This window comes from Mariniflexile litorale (assembly GCF_031128465.2).
Classification (GTDB): domain Bacteria; phylum Bacteroidota; class Bacteroidia; order Flavobacteriales; family Flavobacteriaceae; genus Mariniflexile; species Mariniflexile litorale.
This window is the reverse complement of sequence record NZ_CP155618.1, coordinates 3,381,869-3,397,261: the sequence shown is the minus strand read 5'-3', so window position 1 is coordinate 3,397,261 and position 15,393 is coordinate 3,381,869. Positions and strand designations below refer to the sequence as shown.

General features: G+C 32.0%; 9 protein-coding genes. 1 reads left to right on the top strand and 8 read right to left on the bottom strand.

Annotated elements, in window-relative coordinates:
• Window positions 1-184: 184 nt before the first annotated feature.
• The 8 genes from QLS71_RS14285 to QLS71_RS14250 form a co-directional block, all read right to left on the bottom strand.
• Window positions 185-532 carry a cupin domain-containing protein gene (locus QLS71_RS14285; RefSeq protein ID WP_308993335.1) on the bottom strand — a complete coding sequence of 116 codons (348 nt, stop codon included), beginning with the start codon at window positions 530-532 and terminating at the stop codon, window positions 185-187.
• An 11-nt stretch (window positions 533-543) separates the two neighbouring features.
• Window positions 544-2,835 carry an alginate lyase family protein gene (locus QLS71_RS14280; RefSeq protein ID WP_308993336.1) on the bottom strand — a complete coding sequence of 764 codons (2,292 nt, stop codon included), beginning with the start codon at window positions 2,833-2,835 and terminating at the stop codon, window positions 544-546.
• A 2-nt stretch (window positions 2,836-2,837) separates the two neighbouring features.
• The gene (locus QLS71_RS14275; RefSeq protein WP_308993337.1) at window positions 2,838-5,177 is read right to left on the bottom strand and encodes a polysaccharide lyase 6 family protein; all 2,340 of its coding nucleotides are present in this window, start codon (window positions 5,175-5,177) and stop codon (window positions 2,838-2,840) included.
• A 100-nt stretch (window positions 5,178-5,277) separates the two neighbouring features.
• Complete coding sequence (locus QLS71_RS14270) at window positions 5,278-6,522, bottom strand: Nramp family divalent metal transporter (RefSeq protein ID WP_308993338.1); 1,245 nt, start codon at window positions 6,520-6,522, stop codon at window positions 5,278-5,280.
• Between the two features lie 69 nt (window positions 6,523-6,591).
• Complete coding sequence (gene gndA, locus QLS71_RS14265; protein WP_308993339.1) at window positions 6,592-8,481, bottom strand: NADP-dependent phosphogluconate dehydrogenase; 1,890 nt, start codon at window positions 8,479-8,481, stop codon at window positions 6,592-6,594.
• On the bottom strand, window positions 8,482-10,728 hold the full coding sequence (locus QLS71_RS14260; protein WP_308993340.1) for a heparinase II/III family protein: 2,247 nt from the start codon (window positions 10,726-10,728) through the stop codon (window positions 8,482-8,484).
• 9 nt (window positions 10,729-10,737) lie between these two features.
• On the bottom strand, window positions 10,738-13,044 hold the full coding sequence (locus tag QLS71_RS14255; protein ID WP_308993341.1) for a chondroitinase-B domain-containing protein: 2,307 nt from the start codon (window positions 13,042-13,044) through the stop codon (window positions 10,738-10,740).
• 46 nt (window positions 13,045-13,090) lie between these two features.
• Window positions 13,091-14,035, bottom strand: coding sequence for a TIM barrel protein (locus tag QLS71_RS14250; protein WP_308993342.1), 945 nt, complete (start codon window positions 14,033-14,035; stop codon window positions 13,091-13,093).
• A gap of 351 nt (window positions 14,036-14,386) precedes the next feature.
• Between QLS71_RS14250 and QLS71_RS14245 the strand changes: the two genes are divergently transcribed.
• Window positions 14,387-15,385 (top strand): GntR family transcriptional regulator, encoded by a 999-nt coding sequence (locus QLS71_RS14245; RefSeq protein ID WP_308993343.1) that lies wholly within the window; start codon window positions 14,387-14,389, stop codon window positions 15,383-15,385.
• Window positions 15,386-15,393 lie beyond the last annotated feature (8 nt).

Sequence of the window (15,393 nt, the reverse complement as noted above, 5' to 3'; positions counted from 1 at the left end):
GTCCTTTTTTTTATTTTATAAATTATAGAATATAGTTTCTGTAATTTATTGTTCTGGAAAACCAAATTGGTTTACCAGATTGGTTTACCAAATATACGCAAAAAAATTTTAAAAACAATTTTTTTAATAAAAAAAATGTCACAATACACATATTTAACAAAAACAAGCTCTGAATAAAATGAATTTACTGCATAAAATCTTCCCTTATTGGACTAAAAACATCAATTAATTTTCCTGCTTTTTTGCAAATGGCACCATGCATAACATGTGGTGGTATATAAAAGGCATCACCTGCTTTCATAAGTTTTGTTTTATCACCTATAGTAAGCTCAAATTCGCCGCTTACTACATACGTAACTTGCGAATGGTAATGTTCATGCATTGTTCCTACACCACCTTCAGCAAAATTCACATCTACTAGCATGATTTTGTCATCATATCCCATTATTTTTCTTTGAACACCAGCTCCAACAGTTTCCCATTGAATCTCGTCTCCCATTAAAAATTCTTTACTTGCTCCAAAAGTTTTCATATTATGTTATTTTAATAATTTTTAATTAATTGATAAGCACCCACCCATTCATAGGTTTTATCTTGTGTTTTTATTTGATGTTTACTAGTTTTTAAATTGTCTTTTATTGAAAACAAAAACAAGCTTTTTTGTTCATTTTTAGTTTCAATACTTATTACTAAATATTCATCATTACTGAATATCATATTTAAATTTAGGATGTTACTAAATGCATTGGTGGCTATTTCACTAACGGGATCGTAATGTCCGTGCGATTCTATCAAGCTGATGAAGTAAGTGTCTTTGTTATTTTTTTTTCTGATGATAAACCCAGGATCTCTTCTTAGGTTAAAATCGGGATCGTTAGCCCCTGTTCTTACTAATATTAAGTCATCTTCATTTGAAACTAACGATGTAAGTGTATAAAAACGTTGTTTATTGAACCAAGAAACTTTTGCATTACTTGTTTCCGATTTGCCTTCAGCCTCATTCCATAAATGTTGATACCCATTTTTAGTTCCTAAAGGTTTTAAAGTTTCAGGTATTATATAATCAAAATTTGTGGTCATTAATTGCCCTAAATAATAATAAGGTAAATCATATTGATGCTCATGTTCTGCATTAATTTTAATAATATCAAGAAGATATGGGTTCTCGAAAGACGCCTCTTTTATAAGCACCATAGTTCTATGCATTTTAGTGCCTGGGTACGCATTTTCTTCTTTAGCACTTATAATTTGCAGATTGGGATTAGAAACATCAAACACATATTTTTCAGAATGATGCAAACTTCCCGTTTCAAATTCACCACCAAAATGCGATGTTTCATCTTGATTTATAGTATTATGAGCAATAGTTTGTTTTGCCCATGTGGTATTCTCTTTTAAATAATTACCGCCACCCTTTTGTTGTATATTTACAAAACGTGTCATTCCATAATCTTGAATCACTTCATTCCCTCCTTCGTATAAAGAAAAAGATAATTTGTCGTAATGCCCATGACTTAAGCCTTGAGCCGAATATTTCATCACCAAACTAAGCTCTCTTTTTGTACTATTTGCTCTTAAGATGGCAACCCCTCCTTCATCACCATTTTTTCCGTCAGATAAATCAATGGACTTTTTAATGAATGGTGTTTCTAATCCATCTCGGATTCCAAGAGCTACAGATAAACCTGTATCATCTAACAACACTTCGCCTTGATCTTTCGCAATGGATAATAGATCTGTTTTATTGCCTCCAAAATAGTAGCCAATATCTACCGCCGAAACTAATTCTCTAGAATAATATGACATTCCTTTTTGCCCATCATTTAATGGGAAAAAATGACCATCGGCATCCGTTAAGTTCAATAGAGTATTTATCGATTTTAGTAGTACGCCTTTTTTATATTCAAAAATTTTAAGTTCTGGTTTTACATTTTGTAAGGCTTCAGCAAAAACCAAAAATGGATACATAGCATAGCGTTGGTAATATGGGCCTTCTGTATAATAGCCGTCTGGTGAAAAAGGTTCTTCTAAATTGGCTAGAAATCCCACTTTTTGACCCTTCTTTTTTATGAAACCACCATCATTATCTTTGGCATTAGGATCTATATTATCTGTTTTTAATCCATATAAAGCGGTTTCTAATAACTTATCATCCTCCATAACCAATGCAATCATGCCAACTGCTACATTTCCCCAAGTACTGTGGTTATGCACACGGTTAAAAAACTGTGGGTTTCCAACTGAAATAAAATTTGCAAAAGGTTTAAAAAGGTCTTTTTCTAAATGTTCGCGTTCTTTTTTGCTTAAATAATTATATACACAATCATAAGCTTGACTCACATATACTAACCAGTTAGAATCGTTTAAGCATTGCCAAAATAATTTGCCTCGTGCATACGATCTTGTTTGTGGGTGCACAGGAAGTGTTGGATAGATTCTAGCATATTCCAAAAGCATATCCTTTACGTATTTAGCATAAGTTTCATCATCTAAAATCTGATATAAAACACCTGCCTTTTGCAATATTAGAAAGTTTTTTTTGTGTCGTTCATGTGTATAACCACCAGAAAAATCTTTTGGAATAGGTACTTCAATACCATTTGAAATCTCAGTATCTACTTCGGCTTTTACTTTGGCTAAAGTTTCATCGAACAGAGGTACCGTACCTAATTGAGCTTTTATTTTTTCAACACCTACTTTTGTTAATATTAAGCTTGGATGTTCTTGTTTGTTTGATTTTTTTACGTTAGAAATTGGACTTGTTTGTGCTTTGCTAGAAATCACAGTGAATATTAAAATAACTAAAACCAGTTGTATCTTATTTTTTAAAAACATATTTATTTTTTAGAAATTAAACCAAGGTCCAAACCATCTGATCCCTTACCTTTTAAAGGTGATTTATCATGCAATTGATAAGTACCTTCTATAAATTCAGGATTTAAATTCCATAAATCCTTAACAGTATATTTTTGCTCGCCTGTAACAACAAGGTTATCCGAATTAAACAGATTATTGCTTAAGACGTTAACGATAGGCTCTCCAACTACCAAATACATATTTATGGCTTTCGAATTGACGAAAATATTGTTTGAAATATCATTTTCCTGAACCCCATATAACGAAACAGACGCATTATATTTATTTCGTTTTCCATGTCCAACATTATCAAACACATTATGTTGTAATTCTAAAAATGGTCCAAAAGTACTTTCGTCTGTACCTCCTCTATAAAGTCTTAAAGCGGCACCTTGAACATCTTTGAAAACATTATTTTTCAAGATAACATATTCGGCATTGTAGGCCCCAATATCATCAGTTTCCTTATCCAAGGCTATAATATGCCCTGTAATATTATTGAATGTTGAATTTTGAATACTTAAAGTGTCTGCAAAAGTATTTTTAGATACTTTAACCACATCAAACGAATGGTTCACTATTAAGTTTTTAAAACTACAATTGCTAATAAACAATTTGTAGTTATTAATCATAGAGTTCTTACTTGTTCTGATAACAGAATTCCCTGCATAATCAGGAGATTTGGCTCCATCGAAGGTTAAACCTTCTAAAGACAGACTCCCGTTATTTTGTATTTCAAAAGCGGCCATTTTTTCAAAGAAAATAACTGCATTTTCATTTCCCCCAGTTGTAAATGACAATGGATGCTTTATATTGATTGTTTTGGTTAAATAATATGATGTACCTGATGAAAGTTCAATAATATCACCTGCTTCTGAATTTTGAACCACATCGAACAAAGTGTTTAATCCTGGATTTACTTTAATAGTTGTTCCAGAATTTAAAGCCATGTTATTATCTGATTTAGAATACCAGCTTATTCCTGTATTTTCTTTAGTAGCAATACGAGAGCTAATAACTACTTTATATGGTATACCATTAGATTCTGGGATTAAATATCCGGCTTCATTTTTTACTAATTTGATATCTGCTTTTCCAAAACCGTTAGAAATACCTGTTTCAATATTTAAGCCTGAAATGTTATCTTTAAAAGTAACTCCACTTATATCATCATAAACTGTAAATAAATTAGATTTTGATTCGTGATAAAAAATATTATCAGCTATTTCAGAATTAATAGGTGGGGCACTTCGTTCAGCATCACTTCCAGCACATAATTGAATATTATCGCAATTAATGAAGGTATTATTTTTTACAACGGCATCTGTAACTTGTACATAACGGTTTGGGGGGGAGTTTGGCACTCCATTCATCATAACAAACGCCCCTCTAAAGCGGTATCCTGTTAATCCTATGTGATAATTATTTATAACTGTTTGTTTCTCGTTTATTACCCGTACTCCTCCAGTGCTTGGTTTTCCGTTTCCGATAAACATGTTACCATCTACCATAGTTTCATTACCATGACGCATGGTTAAAGTTCCTGTACATTCAAAAAACGTATTATATTTAAAGGTGTTTTTACAGGATTTGTTTGAAATAATTTCATGCTCGCCATTACATCTATCAAAGTAATTTGATTCCACTAACGTATTGGAATTCTCTAAAGCATGGTGGCTCGTGCCAATTCTTAGTGTTTCACCCCCATTATTTCCAAAAGTGGGTCGTGGTCCAAAATAATTATGGTCTATTTGATGGTAATTTTCTCTACTCGCTTCGGTATCTAAACCAACAATCAGGGTCACTCCTAAGTTTCTTTTTCCTGAAATATGGTTATGATCTATTCTATTGTTTTTTCCATAAATAGCTATCCAATAATCTTGTTCGTCACGTTGCGGATTGCTAAAATTATCAATCACACATTCTGTTAAGCGGCTATAGTTTGCCAATTCATTCTCATTCTTCCTGAAAGAGATAACTTCGTTAGTAGGTGTAAATCCGTTTTTAAAAACTAAACTTTCAACTACTAAATACTCCCCTGCTATTTTTAAGTTCGAAGCACCTTCTAAAGTTACTTGTCCTTTATTTTCAACTGTAAGTGTAATTGGATTTTCTTTAGTTCCTTTACCTTCAAAAATTAATTCAGTATTATGCCATACACCATTGGCTAAAGTTATTGTTGTCCCGGGTTTTGCTTTTGATACCGCTTCGTTGAATTCTGAAATATTTGTAACTAAACCTTCGTTATTTTTCTTGGTATTACATGAAATTAAACAACAAAAAATAAGTCCTACTATTATCAGTGATTTTCGAGAAAACATAGCTATTTTTTAAAATTGGTTTACCAAACTGGTTTACCAAATATACATTTATTAAATGAGCTGACAAAATTTGGAACTAATTTTAACGTTTGAAGAGTCTTTAGAAATACTCTAACAAGCCTAAAACACCATTATATGAAATAATACAGGAAAAAATAAATGCAGAAAATAAGCCTAAATTTACTGCCATACCCGTTTTATAACCATCCATTATTTTTTTATTATTGACCATTAAGATGATTCCAAGTACCACAATAGGTAAAACAAACACATTAAAAACTTGCGACAAAATTTGAATTTGTATTGGATTAGTTCCCAATAATGGGCCAATTAAAGCAACCATACACGCAATGGCTGTAATAATTCTAAATTGCTTAGAATTGGTATCTAATTCACCCGATTGGTAATCGGCTACCAATAAAGGTGCAATTAATAAGCATGGAAAAATAGAAGATAATCCCGCACTTAAAGCTCCAAAAAAGAAAATGCTGACCGCCAAATTACCGGCTACGGGCTCTAACGTATTCGCCATATCTAACACTTGTGTTACAACTTTACCTTGATGATACAAAGCTCCGCAGGCAACTGCCATAATAGTTCCGCTAATTATAAAAATTAATATGGCTGCGGTAATTGAATCCTTCTTTTGTTGATCTAAATTTTTGATTGTCCATCCCTTTCCTTTTACAAAAAGCGGTCTTGATAAAAACGTTGCTGAAGCCATAGTCGTTCCAACAAAAGCGGCTACTAACATTTTACCTCCTGGTACTTCTGGAATGGTTGGTATTAATCCTTTAACAACATCTATTGGAAGTGGTTGCACAAAAAAGAGAGAAATAATAAAAGACAACCCCATCAACGTAACGAAAATGACCAGAATTTTTTCAAAGAAAGTATATTTACCGACTAGCATGAGGGCATAAAAAATAACAATTACTAAAACGGCTATAGCTAATACAGTTTCATATTTATATGCCACGATACCTTCATAATTAATGGCTAAAATTTCATAGATAATATTGGAAGAAATTCCTAAAATCCCCATGAGTGAATTCCATTGTCCAAAAGTGATACCAACAATAATTAAAATAGCTAAAACCTTTCCAAACTTTAAATGCTTTTTAAAACCATAAAGTGCCGTTTCACCTGTAATTAAGGCATAATTACCATAGGCAAACATGAGCACTCCTGAAAAAAAACAGCTTAATAAAAGAACCCACAACAGCTGCATACCAAATTTACTTCCTGCTACAATCATGGAAGTAACACTACCTGTACCAATAGTATAACCTATTGCAAAAATGCCCGGACCAAAACCCAAAACAATCGCAATAATTTTTTTCAAAAATGAATTTTTAGTTTGTGGTGTTGGCATCGTGTCAATTTTTAGTATTTAATAGTTAATTATTGGATATTATTTCCAAATGCTGTGATGGAATTTTCCTGAATCGTCATCTATTCTTTGGTATGTATGAGCACCAAAATAATCACGTTGAGCTTGAATGATATTTGCAGAAGAATTTGCAGTTGAATACATGTTTAGAAAATTCACAGACTCACTTAAACATGAAATCGGTATTTCTGCTAAAACACATTCTGAAACCACCTTGTTTACGGATGGTTTCAACTCAGTTAATGTGTGAACAATTTTTTGGTTTGTAAGAATATTGTGAGCTTCTCTTAAAATATCCACCAAGTCGAACATTAAATCAGATTTAATGATGCACCCATTGGTCCAGATACGCGCTATCTCACTTAAATTTAAATCCCATTGATACGATTTTGCCGCATCAAAAATCAATTTTAATCCTTGGTAATGGTTAATAATTCTAGAAAATTGGTACGCTTTTAAAATTTCATCACCAGTTAATGATGGTTTGAGGTTTCTATTTCCTCCAAAATTTTTATTAGCAACTACTCTTTCTTCTTTATAAAATGAAGTATAACGTGCAAACAAAGCCGATGCGATTAAAGTACTCGGAACACCCAATTCTGCAGTAGTAATGGTCGTCCAGTTTCCGGTGCCTTTATTACCTGCTTTGTCCATTATTTTATTAACTAGCCAGTCGTTTTCTTCTTTCTTTCTAAAAATATCAATAGTAATTTCCAGCAGATAACTATTAACGCTTGGTTTCCATGATTCTAAAATAGCAGCTATTTGATCTGGATTATTTCCCAAGGTTTTTAAAATGGTTGAAACTTCTGCTAATAATTGCATTTCAACATACTCGATACCATTGTGTACCATTTTTACAAAATGTCCGCTACCTTCTTCTCCAATATAAGTACAACAGGGTAAATTATTCATGTCTTTAGCTGCAATGACTTCTAAAAATGGCTGTACTTGTTTGTAAATTTCTTTATTCCCTCCAGGCATAATAGAGGGTCCTTTTAAGGCGCCTTCCTCACCTCCCGATATGCCAGCACCTATAAAATAGATGTTTTTAGATTTTAAATAATCACAACGTTCTTTGGTGTTTTTATAATTGGAATTGCCTCCATCAATTAAAATATCACCTTCGGATAAATATGGTAATAGATCTTCAATAACGCTATCTATTATTTTTCCAGCATTTACCATGAGCATCATTTTCCGAGGAGTTTGCAACGAGTTTACAAAAAACTCTAAATCATCAAAGGCTTTTGATGTTGCTAATTCTTCAAACTCATTTTTAAAATTAATTGCAACATCTTCTTCTGCGCCTGCAACATGTCTGTTAAACATAGAGAGTTTGAATCCCTTACTAGCTAAATTTCTAGCTAAACTTTTTCCCATAACTCCCAATCCAAATAATCCGAATTCAGACTTTTCTACCAATGTGTTTTTCAATGTATTTATAATTTCTAAAGGGGTTAAACTTATATCTATATCAATAGCATTTTTAGGTGCTTCTAAAGTTTCAAATTGAGAAACGAGTAATTGCGGCGACATGAAATGACCTGAGCGCGATTCCATGCGTTCTTTAATTTGCTGGAAACTTCCCTTTAAATAAACCCAATTTGTTTTCTCTATAATATCTTGATTTAGAATATCGCGATATTTTTGCTTTAAGGCAGAACACACTATAATACAGCCAGTCGTTTTAATTTGCTCTTTCGCAAGGTTATTTAATATTTTTAGCCAACCTTGCCGATCCTCATCATTTAAGGCCATTCCGTTAGACATTTTTGAAATATTCTCTTCTGAATGAAAATCGTCTCCATCAAAATATGGTATATTCAATTCGGCAGAAAGTAATGCACCAATAGTACTTTTTCCAACACCTGAAACTCCCATTATAAATATGACCTTGTTTAAATTCATCTATAGTTTTAATGTAAAAATTAACTGGTTTCCTGGAATTAAAGAGGCTTTACCTTTCTCCTTCACACCTAAAACCTCTAACTGTAATGATTTCGTGTTTAAAGATTGAATGGTTAGTGTATTATCATCTCGTTTTACAAACACATCTGCTGCTTCTGAAAACGTTATTTTAAGCTTACTTAATTCTATTTTTTTTACTGAAAAGAATACAGTACAATCTCCTTTGGTTAACGATGTTGCTTGATTACTTTCAGTTTTCCATTTGGAATTATTTAATTTCCATCCTTTTAATTCAGGATCGTTTTTTTCTTCATCAATCCTACTATCATATTTAGCAAAAGGAAAAATAACCGTTATAAAGTTGAAATCAGTTTTATTCCTTTTTGAAACTATTGCCCATTCCTTTCCTCTGGCACCAGAAGTAACTACAGAATCTACACCCATTAATTGATAAATATCACTACCAGAACCATCATTAAAAGTAGAACGCAATAAATTTGGCGCTGTTTCTAAACTGTAATGTCCTTGCCAAATTTGCTTGTAAGTGTGCGGTTTATCAGATTTAAAATTATCTTTTACAATCCAAAAATCGTCTTTTAAATAAATAACTTGCCTTGTGTATTTTACATTTATGTTTTCAAAACCATCATGACTTCCTATATAAACATCTAAATTTTCAGTACTGTTCCATGCAATCGTTTTTGGTTGGGGTAATTCTTTAAACTTACCAAAACCACTACCGCCTTGATTTGATGTGTACTGTTTTCCTTGTAACTCATTATCAACCAAAGCCACATTTTTAACCATGGAGTTTTTAAAGAATTCTAAATCTTTAAGCGAATACCGAACCTGATAATTAGGCAAAATAACCTGCCCATTTGCCATAGCCTGCACACCCAACATGTCGCCATGTTGATGGTCTGGTTTGTCCTTATCCAATCCGTTAGAAATAACCATCACTTTGTCATGGTTTTTCCAACCTTCCCTCATAATGTAATATCCTGTTGTTGGAAATATAACCGATTTAAAATGTGGAGTTTTCGATTCAATATTATTTAGCATTTTTAATTGTGAATCGCTTACATACCAAAATATTTTTTGGTCTACATGGTTATTAGCAAAATAGCCCATTTCAGGATCTTCAAATAACAAATACCCTAATGTTAATGCACCTGCTATATCATTTTTTTCAGACCAGGGCGGCGATGTGTCATCTGAGAATACGGGAGCCGATTTATCTGGATAAGCAATTTTTGTTAAGGTTGTAAATAATGATTTCAACTTGCTTTCCCAGAAATCACTCACGTTTATCTGACTATTTTTTGCTAGTTGATATACATAGTAATAATTATCAATGTCGCTCATGTGGTAATGTACTGAACGTTCAAACTGAAACCCATCTTCATTTATTTCTTTATTTAAATGCGCTTCCAATTGGTTCATGGCACGTTCATACCATTTGTTCGTCCCTTTAAAATCTCTAAACAGAATGGAAAGCATGGCCAATGCCGACATGCCTCTTGTTTGATGGTTACCAGGCACAAACGCCTCATTCGTCTCATACAAATGTGCTCCGTGTTGTAATAAAGTAGCGATGGTTACTAACTGGTCTTCATCAGAATAACCATTTTCACCCAAAAACATATTATGAATTTCTAGCCAGTTTAAAATACGATATCCCGACCTAAACGCTTCATAAACCCCATTACCGTCTTCAATGGTTTCATAATCATGAGCCAATAAAGCCGTGTTTAATGATTTTAATTGGGTTTTGAAATAGTTTAAATAGTCTGCGTTTTTATTTTGATAGTTGTAATAAAAAGCAATGTCTAACATTTTATGTTGACGTGCCAAATGGCGTAGTGCATAAGCATTAACAGGTGCTCCATTTTGATAATCAAATGGTAATTTCCATGTTGTAGCATCAGCAAATTTTGAAAGGTGATCTAAGGCATTTTCTGTATGTGCAATTTCTGCATTTGGGTAAATGGATTTGTATGCTTCAAATCGCGTATTAAACTGCTTCCAATTATAAAAATAACGTTCAGAAAATTTCTCACGAAAATATTGTGCTAATCTGCCTTTTGAAATAGTAGTAATACCTCCTAAAGATTGTTGCACATCGGATTTTAATAACTTTGCAAGTTTATTTGTTTCAATAACTTCATTTGAAAGAATCGTTTGAGCATTCGTTATTTGGAAACAAATGAAACAGATAATAATCAGAACGTTTTTTAGCCAATTCATTTTAAAAACTTAATACATTAACTTCAATTCCAAGTTTTGAACCACTTCTATTTTACCTGAATTCAAAATGGTGTTTTCTCCTGGCTCCTGACCCTTCTCACCCCATAGAATAGCGATGAGCTTTACGGAGTTATTCTTAAAAGTATTTTTAGATAACTCTACATTTACGATACCTCTATTTTTTATTAAAATACTGTCTTTTTCAGCTTTTCCAGAATTGGTGATGGTGTTGTTTGTTAATGTTAAATTCCCACCTATGGTAGATTCATCGTAACCTCCTCGATAATAATCTAAAACTGTTTCTTGTATGTTATCAAAAGTAGTGTTGGTAATGGTTACAAATTCTGCATTATAATCACCTCCATCGTTGGTTTCTTTATTCAGCATAAAACCACGTTCGCAGTTTTTAATAGTAGAATTAGCAACTAAAATAGTATCTGCAAACGATCCTTTAGACACTTCTAAAACAGATTTAAAATTTTTAATTTCAACATTATCAAGGAATAAATTATAAGCCTTACTCATGTTTTTATCTAAAGTGTTAAAGGTGTTTTGAGTTTTATTTCCTGTTAGAATAACATTTTCAAGAATTAAGTTTCCTTTAGGAAGCATCTCGAAAGCTGTATTATCTGAAGAAAAAATCAACTCCGTTTTTTTATTCTTTTTAGTAGATATAATTGAAACTTGCTTTTTAATTACTAAACTAGATTTTAATTGATAGACACCATTTTTAAGTGCAATCACATCGTTTTTATTAGCTTTTTCAAGTGCACTAATAAGCTCTTCAGATGTTGAAACGTTGATCGTTTTAGATTTGGTTTTTACGTGGTTAGACAAAAACCAATTGGTACCATATTTGGTTTTATCAATTAAAACGGCATTCTCTTTAACAGGATTTACAATGGCACCAATGTTATTATTTTTTGACGTTCTGCTATTTCCAAATAAATCTTTAGTAACCGTTTCAAAATCGAAACCAGCATAAATATCATGTATGTTTTCATTTGAAACAAATAAGTTACTACCCTTTTTAGCAATTGAAACAGTTTTATTTTCTAAACCTTCTGGTTTTACCTCGCTTTTATTTTCATTGTTTATGATGTTGTTTTTAAAAGTCACACCATCAACTTTATCATAATTTACTATCGGGTTTTCATCTACAATCTGGTTGTAGATGAAATTATTAGCAATCACAACACGCTCTGGTCTAGCCGAACGAATTTCGGTAGCTGGTAATACATCACTTTGACTCACATTAGATCCCACACTAAATTGCCAAGGCGATTTACAATCTATAAACGAATTGTAAGCTACAACCACATCAGTAACCTGATTGTATCTATTTAAAGGTGATTTTGGAATACCATTCATCACTGCTAAAGCACTCCTAAATTCGTTACCTTTTATTTTGTAGAAATAGTTATTAGTAATCCAATGCCCTGTATTAATAACACGAATACCTCCAATATTATCTGAATTATCGTTGCCTATAAAAATGTTTCCATCTATGGTTGCGTAGTTCCCATGTCTTAACACCAAAGAACCTTCACTTTCAAAAAACACATTATTCCTAAATTCATTAAAATTAGATTTGCTTGAAATAATTTCAATTTCACCGTTACAACGTTCAAACAAATTGTTTGCAACAAAAGTATGTGAAGGCGTCATAGACGTACCACTGTCACCTATTTGAATAGTTTCTCCATGCGGACCTCCTTTGCGAGGTCGGGGTCCGAAATGATTGTTGATGATTTGATGGTAATTTTTTACATGCTCATTGCCTTTTAACTGCACCATTAAGGTAGGTCCAAAATTGGATTTTCCAGTAAGGTAACAATGACTTAACTCATTATGCCTTCCCCAAAATTCTACCCAATGGTCGCTAATATCACGGTCTAGTTGCGTAAACTCTTCAATTACACACTGGGTTACTTTACAGTTATTAGCAATTAAATCGTTATCTATTTTAAATTGAATAACGTTTTTAGAAGGTGTATATCCATTTTTGAAATATAAACCGTTTACTATTAAATAGCTGCCTCCTAGTTTTAAATTAGAAATACCTTCCATAGTTACTTTTCCAATTTCTTCTGCTGTTAGCGTAATAGGGTTTTCTTTAGTACCATTCCCATAAAACTTAATTTCAATGTCCTTCCAGATACCATTTGCCATCACAATATGGTCTCCAGCTTTGCTATTTTTAATAGCGCGGTTTAGCTCAATTGTGTTAGTAACTTTTATACTGTTTGTTTGAGCTACTAATTGGCATGACACCAAAAAAATAAGCATGCTATAGGTATAAAAAAATCTTTTCATTTTTGTATTTTTAATTCTGAATTAATATTTTATAATTTTAATTATTCTAGGCATTTTCCCATAATTGTTTTACTTTTTTCAAGTCGCATTTCATGGCATCGAACACTACTTTTTTATCAACAGATATTTCTCGATCTCCTTGTTCAGCTCCTCCTAAATCGTATTCCAAATGCAATGATACAGGAGGTTTTAAATTATGTTTCTTAAGTAATTTAAAATATTTATTAAAGTCTACCATACCTTCTCCTATAGGCACATTTATGGCTTCCCATTTCCCATTTACTTTGCCCCATTTATAATCTTTTAAAACAATAACTTTTATATTTGGATGTAAAAGCTGGAATCCGTTTTCCCAAGAATAGCCTCCTTCTACCATAGCATGACGAATGTCATATTGTGTTCCAAAATATTTAGAATTTACAGTTTCTAGAATTTTTCGTATTTCCCAATATGATGCGCCTACACTAACCCCTGCATGATTTTGATAACAACCTATCAATCCTAGTTTTTTGTTTAAATCACCTAACTTTTTTATTTCATTCTGATAGAATAATAAAGAATCCGGCAGGGATACCTCTTCTTTATATTTAAACCAATTCGTTCTGTAATAAGAAATATGTTCTGAAGCTGCAGTTTCCAAAATATCGATATCTAAGGGGTTTTCAACACTTTCGATACTAGTAGTAATCATTTTACAGTTAACACCACTTGCTTTAATCGCATGAACCGCTTTTGGGAGATCGGTTTTTACCAATTTTGGAAGTACATGCCCATTAGGCCGTACAGTTAAATCTACTCCTGAAAAACCCATTTCTGCAGCCATTTCTCCTGTAGTTTGGTAATCTAAAAATTGAAGATGCTTTGAGAAAATATTTATATCCAATCCGCTGTCTGATTGCTCACTCATAAACTGCTGATAAGGCAAAACAGAAAAAGGTAGAAAACCTGCTGCACAAGCTGTTTTTGATATAAAGTCTCGTCTCGTTATCATAGAGTCTAGTTTAATGTTATCTCATTTCTTTAAATTAAAAGAGGCTGTCTGAAAAGTGTATTTTATTTACTTTGTCAGGTTGAGCTTGTCGAAACTGATATGGATTATCAATACGTTTAAATATGTCGACAGGCTCAATATGACCCAGAATGGCACTTTTCAGACAGCCTCTTATATAGAAAATTTTTCGGTGAAAAAAATTGGTAAACCAGATTGGTTTTCCAAAAATAAACAAATTATAGTATTAAACAAATATTTTAACTAAAAGATTCTGAACTTAATAAGTAAAATATTATAAAAAACATACTAGCACCTACTAGTTTGTTTTAAAAGTTTATATATATTTACAACATGAGTCTAATTAGCGTAAGAAAAAAAACAGGAACTCCTAAATATAGACAAATTATAGCATCTATTGAAAATGCCATAGTTTCTGGCGCTCTAAAAAAAGGAGACCAACTACCATCTATAAATAGCATTAGAGATTCTCACAAACTTTCAAGAGATACTGTTTTAACAGCGTTCAACGACCTAAAAACAAGAGGCATCATTCAATCAATAGTAGGTAAAGGTTATTACGTTTTAAACGACACGATAGATGTTGAGCAAAAAGTATTCTTGTTATTTGACGAGCTCAATTCATTTAAAGAAGATCTTTATAGTTCCTTTATTAATAACCTTGGAGACCGCATACGCGTAGATACCTATTTCCATCATTTTAATGATGAAATGTTTGGTAAACTAATTTACGAGAACATGGGAGCTTACAATTATTACATCATCATGCCCGCTAATTTAAAGAACACCAACTTGGCTATTGAAAAATTACCTAAAGACAAGGTTTATATTTTAGATCAAACACACCCTGAATTATCACAATATTCAGGTATCTATCAAAATTTTGAAAAAGACATTTATAACAACCTTAGTAAAGCATTAGCACTAATTAAAAAATACACTAAATTAATTTTCCTTTTTTCTGAAGATCGACAACCTAAAGGCCTACTTAAGGGGTTTAAAAAATTTTGCAAAACCAATAAAATAAATCATGATGTTATTAACTCTTTACAAAACAGAAGCTATATTAAAGGAGAAGCTTATGTGATACCAGATGATAAGAACTTGTTACGAATTATCAAAAAAATTAAAGAAGGAAAATTAATCCTTTCAAAAGACATTGGTATCATCTCATATAATGACACCTTATTAAAAGAAATAGTTGAAGGTGGGATTACAACAATTTCTACAGATTTTAATAAAATGGGCGAACGATTAGCAAAAATGATACTTAACAAAGAACAATTACAAATAGAAAATATAAATGATTTAATACTAAGAAATTCATTATAAATAATATA